Origin of the sequence: Thiohalorhabdus sp. (assembly GCF_036628635.1) — a bacterium.
GTDB lineage: Bacteria > Pseudomonadota > Gammaproteobacteria > Thiohalorhabdales > Thiohalorhabdaceae > Thiohalorhabdus.
Genome location: NZ_JAZKRM010000027.1, coordinates 1 through 17639 on the forward strand (window position 1 = coordinate 1; position 17639 = coordinate 17639).

The 17639-nt window shown below is 65.7% G+C and carries 17 protein-coding genes; 6 read left to right on the forward strand and 11 right to left on the reverse strand.

Going from position 1 to position 17639, the window contains the following annotated elements:
• The 4 genes from V5A19_RS09595 to V5A19_RS09610 form a co-directional block, all read right to left on the reverse strand.
• Positions 1-347 (reverse strand): RsmD family RNA methyltransferase (locus V5A19_RS09595; RefSeq protein ID WP_332327773.1); only part of this gene is annotated, 347 nt, incomplete at its 3' end.
• Between the two features lie 153 nt (positions 348-500).
• The gene (locus tag V5A19_RS09600) at positions 501-1358 is read right to left on the reverse strand and encodes a response regulator (protein WP_332318598.1); all 858 of its coding nucleotides are present in this window, start codon (positions 1356-1358) and stop codon (positions 501-503) included.
• Positions 1359-1526: 168 nt separating this feature from the next.
• Positions 1527-2936 (reverse strand): M16 family metallopeptidase, encoded by a 1410-nt coding sequence (locus tag V5A19_RS09605; RefSeq protein ID WP_332318597.1) that lies wholly within the window; start codon positions 2934-2936, stop codon positions 1527-1529.
• Entirely contained in the window at positions 2933-4294 is a 1362-nt protein-coding gene (locus tag V5A19_RS09610; protein WP_332318596.1) for a M16 family metallopeptidase, read from the reverse strand. Before V5A19_RS09610 ends, V5A19_RS09605 begins: the two co-directional genes overlap by 4 nt.
• A gap of 126 nt (positions 4295-4420) precedes the next feature.
• Here V5A19_RS09610 and ftsY point away from each other — a divergent pair, with 126 nt between their 5' ends.
• From ftsY to V5A19_RS09635, 5 genes are all read left to right on the forward strand, one after another.
• Positions 4421-5410 carry a signal recognition particle-docking protein FtsY gene (gene ftsY / locus V5A19_RS09615; protein WP_332318595.1) on the forward strand — a complete coding sequence of 330 codons (990 nt, stop codon included), beginning with the start codon at positions 4421-4423 and terminating at the stop codon, positions 5408-5410.
• A gap of 232 nt (positions 5411-5642) precedes the next feature.
• Positions 5643-6296, forward strand: coding sequence for a cell division ATP-binding protein FtsE (gene ftsE / locus V5A19_RS09620; protein WP_332318594.1), 654 nt, complete (start codon positions 5643-5645; stop codon positions 6294-6296).
• Positions 6293-7210, forward strand: a complete 918-nt coding sequence (gene ftsX / locus V5A19_RS09625) for a permease-like cell division protein FtsX (RefSeq protein ID WP_332318593.1) — start codon at positions 6293-6295, stop codon at positions 7208-7210. Before ftsE ends, ftsX begins: the two co-directional genes overlap by 4 nt.
• A gap of 273 nt (positions 7211-7483) precedes the next feature.
• Positions 7484-8353 (forward strand): RNA polymerase sigma factor RpoH, encoded by an 870-nt coding sequence (rpoH, locus tag V5A19_RS09630; protein ID WP_332318592.1) that lies wholly within the window; start codon positions 7484-7486, stop codon positions 8351-8353.
• Position 8354: 1 nt separating this feature from the next.
• Positions 8355-8960, forward strand: a complete 606-nt coding sequence (locus V5A19_RS09635; protein WP_332318591.1) for a thiamine phosphate synthase — start codon at positions 8355-8357, stop codon at positions 8958-8960.
• A gap of 6 nt (positions 8961-8966) precedes the next feature.
• Here V5A19_RS09635 and V5A19_RS09640 read toward each other — a convergent pair whose 3' ends face one another.
• From V5A19_RS09640 to V5A19_RS09655, 4 genes are all read right to left on the reverse strand, one after another.
• Positions 8967-9389: an NUDIX domain-containing protein gene (locus V5A19_RS09640; RefSeq protein ID WP_332318590.1), complete on the reverse strand. Its 423-nt coding sequence runs from the start codon at positions 9387-9389 to the stop codon at positions 8967-8969.
• A 49-nt stretch (positions 9390-9438) separates the two neighbouring features.
• The gene (argJ, locus tag V5A19_RS09645; RefSeq protein WP_332318589.1) at positions 9439-10665 is read right to left on the reverse strand and encodes a bifunctional glutamate N-acetyltransferase/amino-acid acetyltransferase ArgJ; all 1227 of its coding nucleotides are present in this window, start codon (positions 10663-10665) and stop codon (positions 9439-9441) included.
• A 2-nt stretch (positions 10666-10667) separates the two neighbouring features.
• Entirely contained in the window at positions 10668-13415 is a 2748-nt protein-coding gene (gene secA / locus V5A19_RS09650; RefSeq protein ID WP_332318588.1) for a preprotein translocase subunit SecA, read from the reverse strand.
• Between the two features lie 189 nt (positions 13416-13604).
• Entirely contained in the window at positions 13605-14456 is an 852-nt protein-coding gene (locus tag V5A19_RS09655; protein ID WP_332318587.1) for a M23 family metallopeptidase, read from the reverse strand.
• A gap of 247 nt (positions 14457-14703) precedes the next feature.
• Between V5A19_RS09655 and V5A19_RS09660 the strand changes: the two genes are divergently transcribed.
• On the forward strand, positions 14704-15162 hold the full coding sequence (locus V5A19_RS09660; protein ID WP_332318586.1) for a DciA family protein: 459 nt from the start codon (positions 14704-14706) through the stop codon (positions 15160-15162).
• Here V5A19_RS09660 and V5A19_RS09665 read toward each other — a convergent pair.
• The 3 genes from V5A19_RS09665 to ftsZ form a co-directional block, all read right to left on the reverse strand.
• Positions 15159-15350, reverse strand: a complete 192-nt coding sequence (locus tag V5A19_RS09665) for a hypothetical protein (protein WP_332318585.1) — start codon at positions 15348-15350, stop codon at positions 15159-15161. The two genes, V5A19_RS09660 and V5A19_RS09665, sit on opposite strands and share 4 nt — an antisense overlap.
• Before the next feature lie 48 nt (positions 15351-15398).
• Positions 15399-16307: a UDP-3-O-acyl-N-acetylglucosamine deacetylase gene (gene lpxC / locus V5A19_RS09670; protein ID WP_332318600.1), complete on the reverse strand. Its 909-nt coding sequence runs from the start codon at positions 16305-16307 to the stop codon at positions 15399-15401.
• A gap of 182 nt (positions 16308-16489) precedes the next feature.
• Complete coding sequence (ftsZ, locus tag V5A19_RS09675; RefSeq protein WP_332318584.1) at positions 16490-17623, reverse strand: cell division protein FtsZ; 1134 nt, start codon at positions 17621-17623, stop codon at positions 16490-16492.
• Positions 17624-17639 lie beyond the last annotated feature (16 nt).

Below are 17639 nucleotides of genomic sequence, written 5' to 3' on the forward strand. Positions count from 1 at the left end.
AAGACAAGGTGGTAGCTTCGCGCGGGGGCCTGTTTGAGGTAGCGCCAAACCGGGACCCGAACCACCTCGGATCGGCCGCTATCGGTTAAGGAAGCCAGGTTGGCCTCCAGGGCGGCCAGGGCGGGCCGGGCGTTCTCCGCGAAAGTGGCGACGGCGGCGCCACGGGACAGCGCCTCGATCCCCAGGGCGCCGCTGCCGGCGAACAGATCCAAGGCAGCGGTGCCTTCCACCTCCCCCTGGAGCCAATTGAACAGGGTTTCCCGCACGCGGTCGGGGGTAGGCCGCACCTCGCGGCCTTTGGGGACCTGCAACCGCCGGCCACGCTCGGAGCCGCCAATCACGCGCACGGGCAACACCTCAGGCAAGGAGTCAGGGGCATGGCGGCAGGCAAAGGTTGGGTAGCATTAGGCCGTTAGGTATCAAGTGAGGGCAAGGCGCCGCTACGCTCTCTCGCCGTCCCATAACTACTTATTAATCAATTCCAACTTAATACTAGGCCTTCACCACTTGCGCTCCAGTCCGACACCGCACTGCTCCAGGAGCTTATCGGTGCCGCCCTCATCGGGATAGGTGGCGGTAATAGCGGTGGCGGTGAGCTCGAGCTCGCGCCCGCCCTGGGGCGAGATGAACTGCGCGTTGGCGATATGGCCCTTCAGCACATCCCCGGCACCCTGGGCATCCTCGGCACTGGCTTCGGGCAACAGCATGGTGAGGTGGTCCGGCCCGGAACGGCTGACCTGGTTGAACTTGCGGGTATTGTTCTGTAGGAGCTCGGACACCTGCTCCAGAAAGCTGTCCGCGGTGAAATCGCCGAATTCCCGCCGGTGGCTGTCCAGCTGGTCGAGCTTGAGGGTCAGGATGGAAAACTGGCGGCCGAAACGCTCGGCGCGGGATTCCTCCGCCTCCGCCTGCTCGCGAAACGCCTCCGGCATCATGACACCGGTGATGGGGTCGCGCTGATAGGCCTGGAAGAAACGGTCGTTCCGCTTTAGCGCAGTACGGATGCGGGCGAGCAGCTCTTCGGCCTCGATGGGCTTGGTGATATAGTCGTCGGCCCCCAGCGACAGCCCGTAGACCTGGTCCTGGATCTCTTCGCGAGCGGTCAGGAACAGGAAGGGCACCAGGGCATAGCGCCCCTGCTTACGGACCTTTTCGTAAAACTGGTAGCCATCCATCTCCGGCATCATGATGTCGGAGACGATCGCGTCCGGACGGCGCTGCTGAAGGACCTCGAGAGCTTCCACGCCGTTCTCCGCCGAGATCACGTCGAACCCCCCCGAGCGAAGGATGTGCTCAAGCATCTGCCGGGAGGAGTTGGAGTCCTCCACGAGCAAAACCCTTTGAACCACTTCCGCCATGTTCCTCTCCCTTCGACTGTGACCCTGGCAGAGGCTCCATGCCCCCATTACCCGCGGAGGCCCCGCAAGCCTTCGCAGCCCCCTTCAAGCGGCATCCTTGGCACTCACAAGCCTCCCACAACCCACCCCATCTTGGGAACTAGGCTGACGGCTTGAGGACAGGCGGCGCTAGTCGCCGCCCTCTCCGAAGCCTTCGGGCCGCACGGCACCGACAATAACGGTCACCATGCGCTCCGGGTCGAGGCGATCGGCCATGGCCACCTCGATATCGCCCGCATCGACGGACCGGATGCGGGCCAGGTAACGTTCAAGGTAGTCCGGACCTAGCCCGTAAAAGCCCAGGGTGGCCAGCTGGCCCCGCAGATCCTGGTTGCTCTCCAGCTTGAGCGGGAAGGAGCCGGTGAGGTAGCGCTGCGCGGCGTCCACCTCGTCGGCGGTGGGGCCTTCCCGGACAAAGGACGCCACCTCCTTCTGGAGCAGGGAAAGGGCCTTGGGGACATTATCGTTGGCGGTCTGCAGGCCGGCCACGAAGGGACCCCGCCGGGTCAGGGGAGCGAAGGTGGAGAAGACACTGTAGGACAGGCCGTACTCCTCGCGGACCACGCTCACCAGGCGCGAGACAAAACCGCCACCACCCAGGCTGTAGTTGCCCACCAGCAACGGGAAGTAGTCCTCGGCGTCGCGGGTGGTGCCGGGCTGGCCCATGAGGATCTGGGCTTGGCTCACCTCCTTATCGATGAACACCTCCCGCGGGCCTTCAAGATCCGGCACCTCGGCCAGGGAGGGAGGGGCTTCCCCGGCGGGCAGGCGCCCCAGGGTATCGCCCAGCAGGTCCTTCACGGCGGACGGCTCCATGGCCCCAACCACGGCAATGGTGGCGTTACGGCCGACGAAATACCGCTCGGCGAATGCCTCCAGATCCGACCGCTCGATGGCCTTGAGGCCGTCGGGCTCGCCCTCGCTGGGATGGGCGTAGGGATGATCGCCGTAAACCTTCCGGTAGAAGGCCTTCAACCCGACCTGCTGCGGGTCCTCCTTGTCCCGTTCGATGGCGGTGAGGAGCCGGTTGCGCTCCCGAGCCAGTGCCCCCGGCCCAAAGGCGGGCTCAGTGAGAGCGGTCGTCAGCAGGCCCCAGGCTTTGGCCGTAGTGTCCCCTTTGGTGAGGCTGGTGACGCGCACGGACAGCTGATCCCGGCCGTTGCCGGCGCCAAAGTTCAGGCCGAGATCGTCAACGCGGCGGGCAAACTGGTCGGCCGAGAGCTCGCCCGCGCCCTGATCGAGCATGCGGGCGGTCAGCGCGGAGAGGCCGAACTTGCCTTCGGGGTCGCGGGCGCTGCCGGCGTCGAAGGCCACCTTGAGGCTCATCATGGGCAGCTCGGGGCGGTGGACGTAGAGCACCCGAGCGCCGTTATCCAGGGACCACGTTTCGATGGGCACCTGGTAGTCGGTGGCCGGATCCGGGCCTCCGTTGTCGGGGTCCTCGGCTGCGGGGCCCTGGGCACAGCCCGCCGCTAGAAGCAGCAAGGCAGCGGCGGTCAAGCCCCGGACCTGAAGGCGGCTACGGCGAGCTTCGGTCATTGCCGGACCTCCCCCGCGCCCTTGGGCGCGCCTTGCGGCTTTTGGGGGTGCAGGCGCACCAGAGTTCGCCTCTGCGGCTTGAGGTACTTTGCGGCGACCTTTTGAATCTGTTCCGGAGTCACGGCGCGGATGCGCTCCAAGTAGTTTTTGCGGTATTCGTGGCCGTAGCCGATGGTCTCCAGCTTGCCGATCTCCATGGCCTGGTAGAACACCGAGTCGTTCTGAAAGACCTCGCTAGCCGCGATCTGGCGCTTGACCCGAGCAAGCTCGTCCTTACCGACGGCCTCCTCCCGAAGGCTGGCCACCTGATCCAGCAAGGCCTGCTCCAGTGCTTCGGGATCCGTATCCGGCGCCGGCGTACCTTCCAGGTAGAACAGCCCCGGTGCGCGGCTTTCCGGGCCGTAATGGGCCCCGGCCGAGGCCGCCAGCCCGCGGTCGCGTACTAAGCGTGAGGCCAGGCGGGCTGAGCGGCCCTCGTCCAGGATGCCGGCGAGGAGGCGCAGGGCGAAGGGCTCCCAGTTGGCGTCGGCGGCGGGCAGGTTGGGCACGCGGTACGCCATGACGGTATAGGGCACCCGCGCCTGGGCCTCCAGGTCTACCGTGCGCGACCCCCTCGGCTCCGGGGCCGGTTTGGGATCCACCGCGGCCGGCTCGGCGCCGCCGGGAAGGCCGCCGAAGTGTTTTTCGGCAAGCTCGAACACCTGTTCCGGCTCGACATCGCCGGCCACCACCAAGCGCGCGTTGCGCGGGCTGTAATAGCGGTCGTACCAGGTTTCTAGGTCAGCCAGCTCCAGCGATTCCAGGTCCTCCATCCAGCCGATGATGGGCTGGCCGTAGCCGTGGGCATCGAAGGCAACGGCCCGCAGCGTCTCGTGGGCCAGCGAGCGCGGGTCGTCCTCCACCCGCAGGCGCCGCTCCTCCATGACCACCTGGGTCTCCTTGGCAAACTGCTCCTCCTGGAGCAGCAGGTTAACCATGCGATCCGCCTCCAGGCGCAGGGCCACCTCCAGGCGGTCGCTGGCCAGCTTCTCGAAATAGGCGGTGTAGTCCTGACCGGTGAAGGCGTTGTCATCGCCGCCGTTGCGGGCGATGATCTCGGCGAACTCGCCCGGCCCCACCTCCTCGGTGCCCTTGAACATCATGTGCTCGAGGACGTGGGCTACACCGGTCCGCCCCGGGTACTCGTCGATGCCGCCGACGCGGTACCAGACCATGGCGGTCACCACCGGCGCCCGGTGATCGGGGCGAACCAGGACCTCCATGCCATTATCGAGCTTGTGGGTGGCCACCTCGGCGGCATGGCCGCCGGGCACGAGAAGGACAACTGCGGCAAGGGCGGTTAGCAAACGGAGAGTCATGGGTCGAATCCTGTGCCATACGGTACGGTCGAACCGGCTGCGCGGTAATCGGGGCAACGCCCTGCGCGCCGGCTGCTAAAAAGGTTATCATAAACCATCCATGAACCGACGACGTCTCTAACGAGCATGTTCAAGCGCAAACAAAACCAAAACAGCGACGACCCTCAGGGCGAGGACAAGGGGGGGCTATTCGCTCGACTAAAGAGCGGCCTGGCCAAGACCCGGGGCAGCTTCACCGAGGGCTTGGCTCGTCTGGTGGCCGGCAAGAAGCAGATCGACGACGAGCTCCTGGAGGAGCTAGAGACCCTGCTGATCACAGCCGACATCGGGGTGGAGACCACCACCGAGATCATCGAGGCCATCACCGACCGGGTCAGAAGGCGTGACCTGACCGATCCCGAGGCGGTGGTTGGTGCCGTACGCGAGCACCTGATCGCCACGCTGAGCGTGGACGCTCCTGAGCTGGACTGGCAACCCGGAGCAGACCATCGGGTGGCGTTGGTGGTCGGAGTCAACGGCGTCGGCAAGACTACCACCATCGGCAAACTGGCGGCTCGCTATCGAGAGCAGGGCCTCTCGGTGATGCTCGCCGCCGGCGACACTTTCCGGGCCGCAGCGGTGGAGCAACTGAAGCAGTGGGGCGAGCGCGTGGAGGCACCCGTGATCGCCCAGGAAACCGGGGGCGATTCGGCTTCGGTGGTTCATGACGCCGTTCAGGCCACCGCAAGCCGGAGTACCGACGTGCTTTTGGCCGACACCGCCGGGCGCCTGCACACTAAGGCCAACCTTATGGAGGAGCTGGCCAAGGTCCGACGGGTGGTGAACCGCCTGGACGGCGACGCCCCGCACGAGACCTGGCTGGTGGTGGACGCCACCACCGGTCAGAACGCCCTGGCGCAGGCGGAGAAATTCCACGAGGCGGTGCCGCTGACCGGCCTGATCGTGACCAAACTGGACGGCACCGCCAAGGGCGGCATTATCGTGGCCCTGACCCAAAAACTGGGCCTGCCCATCCGCTACATCGGCGTCGGCGAGCGCCCCGAGGACCTGCGTCCCTTCGACCCCGAGGCGTTCGTGGATGCGCTGTTGGACACGGGGGAGGCGACCGAGGAGTAGAGGGCCGATCCCGCGCACCGGGACGCGGGGGGCTTCGGGGGCGCCCCACGAGTTTTAAGTGTTAAGTAACGGCGAAGGGCCTTTTCCGCTTCGCGGATTGGCGAAGGCCGCCCCCCTCGGCAAGCCCCGCTTAGTCCCGAAGAATCAGGACTTAAAACTTAACACTTAAAACTTTTCAGACTGCCTCGCTTTCAGCTAAAGCCCGTGACCCAACAAGGGGGACATTGCCCAAGTGCTCACCCTCGACCGCGTCTCCAAGCGCTACCCCCATGGCCAGGCCGCCCTGCAAGGGGTTTCTTTGGCCTTAGAGCCGGGCTCCATGCATTTCCTGACGGGTCACTCGGGGGCCGGCAAGTCCACTCTGCTCAAACTGGCCACTGCCATCGAGCGGCCTTCCGGGGGCCGGGTGGTGATAGGCGGCGACGACATCACCAGCATCCCCCGGCGCCGGATCCCCTACCTGCGCCGCGCCATCGGCACCGTGTTCCAGGATCACAAGCTGCTGTTCGACCGCACTGTCTACGACAACGTCGCCCTCGCCCTGCAGGTGCGCAACTTCCCCCGGTCCAAAATCACCGGTCGGGTGCAGGCCGTTCTGGCCCGGGTGGGCCTGGAGCGGCACCGTGACAAATACCCCATAACCCTTTCCGGGGGCGAGCAGCAGCGCGTGGCCATAGCCCGTGCCCTGGTCAACAAGCCCGACCTCCTGCTGGCCGATGAGCCCACGGGCAACCTGGACAAGCAATTGGGCGACGAGATCATGGACCTGTTCTACGAGTTCCACCAGTTCGGCATGACCGTCCTGGTGGCCACGCACGACCTGAGCCAGCCCCAGCGTCTGGGCCTACCCCAGCTACAGCTGCAACGGGGCACGCTGTTCTCATGAAACCGCTTCGGGTGCCTCTACGCCAGCACCGCGAGATCCTGGGGGAAGTGATCGGCCGCCTCCTGCGGCAGCCCGTGGCCACCCTGATGACGGTGGTGGTGCTGGCGGCCGCCCTGGCCTTGCCGGCGGCCCTGCTGTTGATCACCGACAATCTGGAGCGGCTTGCCGAGCGCTTCGAAGAGCCGGGCAAGCTGTCGGTCTTCCTGGTCCATGAAGGTATCAACCCCAAGGCCCTGGAGGACAGGCTGCGCGGGCTGGACGGGGTGGCCAATGTCCGCTACGTGGGGCCCGAGCAGGCCCTGGAGGAGGCCACTAGCCTCCTCGGTTTGGGGGAAGCGCTGGAGGGATTGCCCGATAATCCCCTGCCGGGCAGCTTCGAGGTGACCATCAGCCCCCAGCAGCGGGCCCCGGCACGCATGGCCGCGGTGGCCGATACCGTCAGCGCCTGGTCGGCGGTGGATCAGGTCCAGTACGACCGGCGCTGGGTGGAGCGCTTCCAGGCCGTGGTAGGCTTTTTGCGTCAGACCGGGGGGGTCTCCGCGGTGCTTCTGGGCGCCGTGGTGGTGCTGATTATCGGCAACACCATCCGCTTGGCCGTGCTCAATCGCCGCCGCGAGATCGAGGTGATCAAGATGATCGGCGGCACCGACGCCTTCGTCCGCTTGCCCTTTGTCTACACCGGTCTGATACAGGGGGTGGCAGGGGCCTTGCTCGCCGCCGTTCTGGTGGCTGGCGCGTTGGCCGTGCTCAATATCTCCTTGGCCGACCTGATCGCCCATTACGACACCCGCTTCCGGCTTCGCGGCCCGGATGGCAGCTACTTTGCCGTCTTGCTCCTGGTCGGCGCCGGTCTGGGCTGGCTGGGCAGCCGCTTAGCGGTGGGCCGTCACCTGCGCGACATCGAGCCCGCTTGAAACGCGAGCGGGGCATCCCCAAGTCCCGTTATGGTAGAGTCGGGGCTAGGGAACCACGCGCTTTTAAAAACGACTAATACGATGACGTGGGGGCCAACGCCGCCACGCCGGTTGGAAGTCGGCGCTCTAGCGGGCCAGGCCCCCGATGCACCACGCAATGCCAGCACGCACCCAAAAAAACCTGCCACGCCGGGCCGCATGATTCCGCCGTTTTGACGAGTTCGGCGGGGGATGCGGGTCGGCCACCCGCATAAGAAAAAGGGAGGAACGCCTATGGCCTCCAAGAGCCTGGCCCTCTCGATCGACGCCCACAGCGGTTCGCTGGAGAGCTATCTCTCCTACGTCCGCCAGCTCCCCCTCCTTTCCTGGGAGGAGGAGCAGGACTACGCGCGTCGGTTCAACGACCACGAAGACATCGAGTCGGCGCGCGCGTTGGTGCTCTCTCACCTGCGGGTGGTGGTGCGCATCGCCCGGGGCTATCAGGACTACGGCCTGCCCTTCGCGGACATGATCCAGGAGGGCAACATCGGCCTCATGAAGGCGGTCAAGCACTTCGACCCCGATCGCGGCGTGCGCTTGGTGAGCTTCGCCATCCACTGGATCCGCGCCGAGATCCACGAGTACATCCTGCGCAACTGGCGCATGGTCAAGGTTGCCACCACCAAGGCGCAGCGCAAGCTGTTCTTCAACCTGCGCAAGGCCAAGAAGCATCTGTCATGGCTTTCCCGCTCCGAGGCGGAGGGTATCGCCGAAGACCTGCAGGTCCCGGTGGAGCAGGTCCTGAAGATGGACGCCGTCATGTCCCGGGGCGACCAGTCCCTTAACGAGCCCCTGGGCGACGACGCCGACGGCGATACCCGGGTGGACGTCCTGCCCGATCAGGAAGCAGGCGTGGAGGAGTCCTTCGCCGAGAGCGAGTACAAGACCCAGACCTCTCAGGCCCTGGGCGGCGCCCTGGAGCAGCTGGACGAGCGCAGCCGCAGCATTGTGCAGCGCAGGTGGCTGGCAGAGGAGCCCGCTACCCTGCAGCAGCTCGCCGACGAGTATTCGGTTTCGGCCGAGCGCGTCCGCCAGCTCGAGCGCAAGGCACTTACCAAGCTGCGCGAGCCCATCGCCGAGGCCATGGGCACGGATCACACCTGAGGTGCCGCACCTGCTGATGATTACCGACCGCCACCGCACCGGCGGCCGCGCCCTAAACGATGTGGTGACACGGGCCCTCGATGCCGGTCTTCCCGGAGTCCTCTTTCGCGACAAGGACCTCCCTGACGCCGAAGCCGTCGACCAAGCCATCGCCCTCCGGGACGCCACCAGCGCTCGGGGGGCGGTCTTTTTTGTGGCCGAGCGGCCGGCCCTCGCCCGCCGCGTGGGTGCCGACGGCCTGCACCTTGGCGAGGCGGCCATGGCCCCCGAGCCCCATGCCTGGGACGGCGCGCTGTCCGTCGCCGCCCACGACGCCGGAGGCCTGGACCGGGCAGGCCGCGTGGGTGCCCGCTTCGCCCTCCTCTCTCCTTTGTTTGCCACCCGCAGCCATCCCCAGGCCCGGCCCCTGGGCCCCGAACGCTTCGCCGAGCTGGCCGCCGGGAGTCCGGTCCCGGTCCTGGCCCTGGGCGGGATCGTCCCGGCCAACGCCGTCGAAGCCACCGCCGCCGGGGCGGCGGGCGTTGCCTGCATTGACGCCATCCTGGCCGCCGACGACCCAGCTCAGGCGGTAGGGGACTTTCTGGGGATTGTAGGGGACAACGGCTGAAGCCAGCTAGGCGAGCACCAAGCCGCATTGGGCCAGGTGGCGCAGAAGGGGCCCGTTGGCTCCCGGCATAGCAGCGGCCTCCGCCCACAGGTCGGGGACGGCGGCCCAGCGCAGGGCCTGGCCCTCGCGGCCGGTGGGACGGCCGGTGAAGTCGGTCACCACGAAGGGATAGAGGCGCACGGCGTAGTCGCCGGCATAGTCAAAGGGAGGATAGGCACGGGAAGCCCCCACAGCGATACCGAGCTCCTCGGCGAGCTCCCTGGCCAAGGCGGCACGGGCCCCCTCCCCGGCCTCCAGCTTGCCCCCCGGGAGCTCCCAGACACCTCCGCCCCGCCGGTCAGGGTCGCGGCTGGCCAGCAGATAGTAGCCGTCCCGGTGGATCAGGCCCACGGCCACGTGGAGGGCGGGCTCGCTGGATGTACCGGTCAAGGGGGGAGTCTCAAAAGATGAGGTTTCGAGGTTACCGTCGCGGAAACGGCTACGACCGGTACTCGGCGTTTATGGTTACGTACTCGTAGGACAGGTCGCAGGTCCAAATCCAATCGGCCGCATCACCCCGGCCCAGCTCCAGGGTTACGGCCACCTCCTCGGGGGCCATGGCCGCCGCCCCGGCGACCTCGGTATAGGTTGGATCCACCACACCGCCGCGGACCACCCGCACCTCCCCCAGATGGAGGTCGACCCGGCTCCAGTCCACTTCCCCCTTCAGGGCGGAGCCGGCGGCCGCCAGGATGCGTCCCCAGTTGGGGTCCCCGGCGAAGGCGGCGGTCTTCACCAGCGGCGAGCGGGCGATGGCCTGGGCCACCCGGACGGCCTCCCCCGCGTCGGCGGCGCCGGTCACCCCTATAGTCAGCAGCCGGGTGGCGCCCTCGCCGTCACGCACGATGGCCAGGGCCAGGTCCCGGCAGACCCCGGTAACCGCCTCCCGAAGCGCCGGGAGGCGGGGGTCGGTAGCCGAGTGGATGGGGTCGGTCCCGGCTGCTCCGGTGGCGCTCAGGGTCAGGGCGTCATTGGTGGAGGTGTCGCCGTCCACGCTGATGCGGTTGAAGGTGGCCTCCGTGGCCGTAGCCAGGATCGCCTGCAAGGGCTCCTCCGCCACAGCCGCGTCGGTGGTAACGAAGGCGAGCATGGTGGCCATGTTGGGATGGATCATGCCGGAGCCTTTGGCAATCCCGGTAACCGTCACCGGCTCGCCGTCCAATGCCACGGTGCGGCTGGCCGCTTTGGAGCGAGTATCGGTGGTGCGGATGGCTTCGGCAGCGTGCCACCAATTTTCCGCATCCGCCTTGAGGTCCTCATAACAGGCGGGCAACCCCGCCTCGAAGGGGGCCAACGGCAAGGGCTCGCCGATGACGCCGGTGGAGAAAGGCAGGACCTCGGCCGGGTTCAGCTCGGCAAGCTCGGCGGCGGCGGCGCAAACGGCCCTTGCCGTCTGCATCCCGGCGTCGCCGGTAGCGGCGTTGGCACTGCCGGTGTTGATCACCAACAGCCGGGGCTGGCCTGCCAACAGGTGCTCCTGGGCCACCCACACCGGGGCCGCGCGTAGGCCGTTGCGGGTGAACACCGCCGCGGTCCGGCTTCCAGGGGGCAGCTCCATCAGGATAAGGTCGTCGTGGTCCGTCTTCCGGATCCCGGCGGCAGTAACCCCCAGACGCACACCTCGCACGCTAGCCAAGTCGGCGGGCATGCCCGGGCCCACCGCCATGGTCAGCCCGCCTTACCGCAGCACTGCTTGTATTTCTTGCCGGAGCCGCAGGGACAGGGCTCGTTTCGGCCTACCTTGCGGCCTTCCCGCTGGAAGGTCTGGGGCCGCAGCTCTTCTTCGTCCTCGGGGGCGAAATCGGGCTTGGGGTGGGCGCCATCGGCCGCCACCGGCTCGGCCGAGGCCACGGCTCCCTCCGCGGTAGGATGCTGATACTGCAGCTCCTCCGGCTCGGAGCGCGTCTCCTCGAACTCCTCCACGTCGGACTCGGCTCGGACCTGGACCTTGTACAACAGGCCCACCACCTCGTGCTTGAAGCGCTCCAGCAGCTCTTCAAACATGCCGAAGGCCTCGCGCTTGAACTCCTGGATGGGCTGGCGCTGGGCCATGCTGCGCAGGTGGATGCCCTCCTTAAGGTGGTCCATGGCGGCCAAGTGGTCTTTCCACTGGGTGTCCAGGGTCTGCAGGGCCACCACCTTCTCGAACTCACGCATGACGTCGGCACCCACCTGGGCTTCCTTGTCCTGGTAGTAGGCCTCCAGGGTGTCCCAGAGCTTCTCCTTGAGGGTCTCCTCGTGGAGGGAGGTGTCCTCCTCTAGCCACTGCCGCACCGGCAGGTGCACGCCGTAAGTGTGGAACAGGCCCTCCTCCAGGCCGGCGAGATCCCACTCTTCCTCCACCGACTGGGGCGGAATGTGCTGATGGAAGACGGTGTTCAGAACGCTCTCCCGGAAGCCCCCAATGGTTTCGGAAATGTCGTCGGACTCCATCAGCTCCCGACGCTGCTCGTACACCAGCTGGCGCTGCTGGTTGGCGACGTCGTCGTATTCGAGAAGCTGCTTGCGGATGTCGAAGTTGCGCCCCTCCACTTTCCGCTGGGCGTTGGAGATGGCCTTGTTGATCCAGGAGTGCTCGATAGGCTCGCCCTCAGGCATGCCCAAGCGCTCCATGAGCCCGCTCACGCGCTCGGAGGCGAAGATGCGCATGAGGTCGTCCTCGAGCGACAGGAAGAAGCGGGATGAGCCTGGATCCCCCTGGCGGCCGGAGCGGCCGCGCATTTGGTTGTCGATGCGACGGGACTCGTTGCGCTCGGTGCCAACGATGTGCAATCCGCCCTCGGCCACCACTTGGTCGTGGCGGGCCTGCCAGTCGGTCTTGGCCTGCTCCTTCCGGGCGTTCTTTTCCGCCTCGGAGAGGGATTCGTCGGCGTCTATGGCGTCAAGCTCGCGGTCCAGATTGCCGCCCAGGACGATGTCGGTGCCCCGGCCTGCCATGTTGGTGGCGATGGTGACCATTCCCGGCTTGCCAGCCTGAGCGATGATCTCCGCCTCCTGCTCGTGGAACTTGGCATTGAGCACATTGTGCGGGATGCCGGCTTCCTCGAGCTCGCCGGAGAGTTCCTCAGAGACGGCGATGCTGGCCGTGCCCACCAGCACCGGCTGACCCCGCTGATAGCAATCGCCGATATCGGCGACGATGGCGTCGAACTTCTCGCGCTTGGTGCGATACACCACATCGTCCAGATCCTCGCGGATCATGGGCTTGTGGGTGGGCACCACCACCACTTCAAGGTTGTAGATCTGGTTGAACTCCATCGCCTCGGTGTCGGCGGTGCCGGTCATGCCGCCGATCTTGTCGTAGAGGCGGAAATAGTTCTGGAAGGTGATGGAGGCCAGGGTCTGGTTCTCGTTCTGGATCTCCACCCCCTCCTTGGCCTCCACCGCCTGGTGCAGGCCATCACCCCAGCGCCGCCCGGGCATCATGCGCCCGGTGAACTCGTCGATGATGACCACCTCGCCATCGCGGACGATGTAGTCCTTCTCCCGGGTGAACAGGGCGTGGGCGCGCAGGGCCTGGCTGATATGATGAACCAGTCCGACGTTGGCGGCGTCGTACAGATCCCCTTCCGTGAGCAGGCCGGCCTCCCGCAGCAGGCCCTCGATCTTGTCGTTGCCCTCCTCGGTGGGGGTTACCTGGCGAGCCTTTTCGTCAACGGTGTAGTCGGTTTCCGCCTCGAGGTAGGGGATGAGGTGGTCGATCTTGTAGTAGAGGTCGGTGCGATCCTCGGTGGGCCCGGAAATCACCAAGGGGGTGCGGGCCTCGTCAATGAGAATGGAGTCCACCTCGTCGACAATGGCGAAGGGATGGCCGCGCTGGACCATATCCTCCAGCCGGAAGGCCATGTTGTCGCGCAGGAAGTCAAAGCCGAATTCGTTGTTAGTGCCGTAGGTCACGTCGCAGGCATAGGAGGCCTGGCGATCCGGCGTGGCCATGCCCGCCTGGATGGTGCCCGCGGAAAGTCCCAGGAAGCGGTAGACCTGGCCCATCCATTCGGCGTCGCGCCGGGCCAGGTAATCGTTGACGGTAACCACGTGCACGCCCTTTTCGGCGAGGGCGTTGAGATAGACCGCCAGGGGTGCCACCAAGGTCTTGCCCTCGCCGGTCTTCATCTCGGCGATCCGCCCCTCGTGGAGCACCATGCCCCCCATGAGCTGGACGTCGAAATGGCGCATGCCCAGAACGCGGTTGCTGGCTTCCCGGACCACGGCAAAGGCCTCGGGCAGGAGCTCGTCCAGGGTCTCGCCGTCGCCCAGGCGACTGCGGAAGTGCTCCGTCCGTCCTGACAGTTCCTCGTCGGTGAGGGCTTGCACATCGCTTTCGAAGGCGTTGACCCGCCCCACCATCTTGCGGTAGCGCCGCAGCAGGCGGTCGTTGCGGGTTCCGATGGTCTTGCCGATCAGTTTGGTCAACATGATAGTGCGCTCAAATGGACGGTTTCGAAAACGGTATGGGGCCCGGAAGCGCCCCGGAGCGATCGGTCATCGCATGGCAGGCGGCCCTCGAAGCGAAGCGTTCCTCGGAAGCACCGGTGATGGCGGCAGGTGGGTCCGGGGCTGCGGGCGGGGACGTTCGGTTGGCGTTCGCCGAAGAAGGGGGCGGCGTCAATGGTTCAGGAATTCGCGGGGATCGATCTGGTCACCGTTATGGAGCACCTCCAGATGGAGATGGGGGCCGGTGGAACGCCCGGACTTTCCCACTTTGCCCACCGTGGCTCCCTTGGCCACCCGCTCTCCCACGGAGACGGTGATCTCTTTGTTGTGGGCGTATCGGGTGCGGTAACCGTTGCCGTGGTCGATCTCGACAAGATCGCCGTAACCGTAGCGCTCTCCCGACCAGGTGACCAGGCCCGGTGCCATGGCTTCCACGTCGGAGCCCTTGTGGTTGGCGATGTCCACTCCGTAGTGATAGGCAGGTTGGCCGGAGAACGGATCGATGCGCTTGCCGAAATCAGAAGACAGCCAACCGCCCTCGGTGGGCCAACCATCCGGGCGCATCTCCTCCCGAACCTGGCGACGGTCGATCATGCCCTGGAGCAGGTCCAGCTGCCCCTGGCGATTGCCGATGCGCTTTGATAGCCGCTCCACCTGGCTGGCCAGTTCGGTGAGATTCTGGCCGCTCATCGGACCGCCAATATCGGACTGTGAATCGGGGCCGCCCATTGCGGGCTGGGCCGAGAAGTCGAACTCGCCGTCATCGAGCCCAGCCACCTGGATCACCCGCTGGCCCAGCGAATCGAGCCGGGTAACCCGAGCCTGCATGGTGCCTACCTGGCGTCCCAGGGATGCCAGGGCCGCGTTCATGCCCTCGCGAGCTTGGCGGAAACGCTGGATATCGGCCTTCAGTTTCTCGCGCTCCGCCGCGACCTCGGCCAAACGCCCTTCATAGCGCTTCTTGAGGACGGCCACATTGTCGGGCATTAGGAAGAATTGGGCAGCCAGATAGACGAACGCCACCAGGAAAACTACCCCGGTAACAACAGAACCCGCCAGGGCCTTTCGACTGAAACTGATATGCCAGGGTCGCCCTGTCGCTCCCCGGGTAAGCACCAGGCAATAGCTTTCGTTACAATTACGTGGCACGAGCCCTTACCTTATTTCGGGGGGATGGCAGCCCAAGCCAAACCTACGTATTCTAAAACCTAGCAAAACTGGGAAACCTTGGGAAGCCAACACCCCTCGCCCGATCCGGTACCGACCCCCTATGACCCGATTCGGCAACCACCCTGACCATCTTGCTAATGCCCTGCGCGACCTGCTAGTGCGCCACGACCTGGGCAAGGGTGTGGCCGAGCTGGGCGAGCTCAACGACGCCTGGTACCAGGCGGCCGGCGACCGGTGGCGGGACAATAGCTGGGTCCTAGGCTGGCGGGGCGCGGAGCTGATGGTGGGGGTCACCAGCCCTGCGGCCGCCAGCCGCCTCCGGTTCGAAGGGCCGGTCATTGCTAAGCGAATTCAGAAGGCCGGGTGGTCGAACCTAAACGGGGTTCGGGCCCAGGTGCAACCGCAGGAGGTAGCTGCGAGGCGACACCGCCACCGACACTATAGCCGGCAGGCCGCCAACGGCGTGGTGGAATCGGCGGCGGAGGTGACCGACCCCGAGCTCCGCGCCGCTTTAGAGCGGCTTGCGGGCCATTTAGCACCCTCGGAAGAAGGTGACTAAAGGGGATTCAACACCAGCAGGCGGGACCCGAATATAACGCCAAGCCATACCAGCGCCAGCACCAGCAGCACCAAGGCAAGCCGGCCGGCCCAGCGAAGATAAACGCGCTCACTGGTTAGCACCCACATCAGTAGGCCCACCAGAACAGCCAGGCCAAACAGAGCCAGGGCGGCGCGCAGCAGGAACATGGGCTAGCCCATTATAGGCTGTGGCAACGGCGCGGGGGGTCCGGCCCGCTAGTAGGAGGGGAGCGGATCGGGGAAAGGACTGGGCTCGATGGCGCTGTCATCCCGCTCGACATACTCCCAGGCCTCGCTATCGGCCATAACCGCCCTAAGCAAGCGATTGTTGAGGGCGTGGCCCGACTTGTGGCCCCGGAACAGCCCCAGAACGGGATGGCCCAGGAGGTATAGATCGCCGATGGAGTCAAGCACCTTATGACGCACGAACTCGTCGTGGTAGCGCAGGCCTTCCTCGTTTAGCACCCGGTGATCGTCCACCACAACCGCGTTGTCGAGATTACCCCCGAGCGCGGCCCCCTGCTCCTGGAGCCATTCCACGTCACGGTAGAAACCAAAGGTGCGGGCCCGGCTCACCTCGCGAGTGAAGGCGGTCTCGGAGAAGTCCACGGAGACCTCGCCGTTATCCCGGATAAGGGGATGGTCGAAATCGATGGCAAACTGGATCCGTAGGCAGTCACAGGGTTCGAAGCTTACCCAGCGGTCCTCGTCGCTGGCCTCCACTCGCTTCTTGATGCGTATGAAGCGCTTAGCGGCCTCCATCTCGCGGACGCCGGCACACTGCAGAAGGAATACGAAAGGGGCTGCCGAGCCGTCCATGATGGGCACCTCGGCCCCCGCCAGATCGATGTAGGCGTTGTCGATTCCCAAGCCCGCAAAAGCAGCCATAAGGTGCTCGACCGTCGCCACCCGGATGCCATTGACCCCCAGCGTGGTGCACAGCGTTGTATCCACCACATTGTCCACCCAGGCGGGGATCTCGGGGCATTCCGGCAGATCAGCACGCCGGAAGATGATACCGGTATCCTCGGGAGCCGGATGAAGGGTGATAGCTACCTTTTCTCCGGAATGGAGCCCGATGCCAGCCCCCTGGATGGAGTTCCGCAGTGTCCGCTGAGCGACCATGACGCCTCGCATTGATTGACACGTTTCCGGTATGGATAGGGGAAGGCCAAATCCATCCACCAGCCTTCAGGCTATCCCCGGGCAAACGAAATTTACCGAAAGAAGGCCACCTGAATCCCGGAGCCGGGCAGTCGAATTTTAACCTATTCTAACGCAAATCCACGGACAAGGAAACGCGCCCCTTAATCCGCCTGCTTGCGAAGAAAGGCCGGAATATCCAGGTCATCCTGGTCCACCCCACTCTGTTGGGCTTCCCGCTGGCGCCGCAGGTAAGTCGGGGTATCCAGGCTTTCGTTGGCCTCCTTCTTAACCGGGGCGGGCGCCGCCTGGGGCTTGGAGCGCGCCTTGTCCCTTTTGGCCTCGCCCAGACCGGTAGCCACCACGGTGACCCGCAGCTCATCGGACAGCTCGGGATCGAGCACCGTGCCCATGACCACGTTGGCGTCCTCGGAGGCAAACTCCCGCATGACATTGCCTACCGCCTCGAACTCGCTGATGGCCATGTCCATGCCGGCGGTGACATTGACCAGCACCCCCTTGGCGCCGGACAGATCCATATCCTCCAGCAGCGGGCTGGAGATGGCGTGGTTGGCCGCCTCCTCGGCGCGGTCATCGCCCATGGCCGCCGAGGAGCCCATGACCGCCATGCCCATCTCCGACATGACGGTACGGACGTCGGCGAAGTCGACGTTGATCAGCCCCGGCCGGGTGATCAGCTCAGAGATACCCTGGACGGCCCCTAGGAGGACATCATCGGCGCGCTTGAAGGCGTCCAGCAGACTCGCCTTACGGCCCATGACCTGAAGCAGCTTTTCGTTGGGGATGGTGATCACCGAGTCGACGTGCTTGGACAGGGCCTCGATGCCGGCTTCGGCCTGCTGCAGGCGCTTTTTGCCCTCGAAGTCGAAGGGCTTGGTAACCACCGCCACGGTCAGGATGCCCTGCTCCTTGGCCTCCTGAGCAAAGATAGCGGCCGCTCCGGTGCCCGTACCACCGCCCATACCGGCGGTGATAAACACCATGTCGGCGCCGGCTTCCACCTCCCGAATCCGATCCCGATCCTCCTCTGCCGCCTGGCGGCCGATCTCAGGCGACGCCCCGGCCCCCAGCCCCTTGGTGATGTTGGCCCCGAGCTGGATGCGGTTCTCGATGTTGACCCGCCGCAATGCCTGAGCGTCGGTGTTGGCGACGATGAATTCCACCCCATCAAGGTTCGACGCAACCATGTTGGCGATGGCGTTGCCGCCGCCGCCGCCTACACCGATGACCTTGATGGTGGCGTTGTCCTGCCCCGTGGTATCTGCCAGTTCGAACATGGCCTTGCCTCCTCCT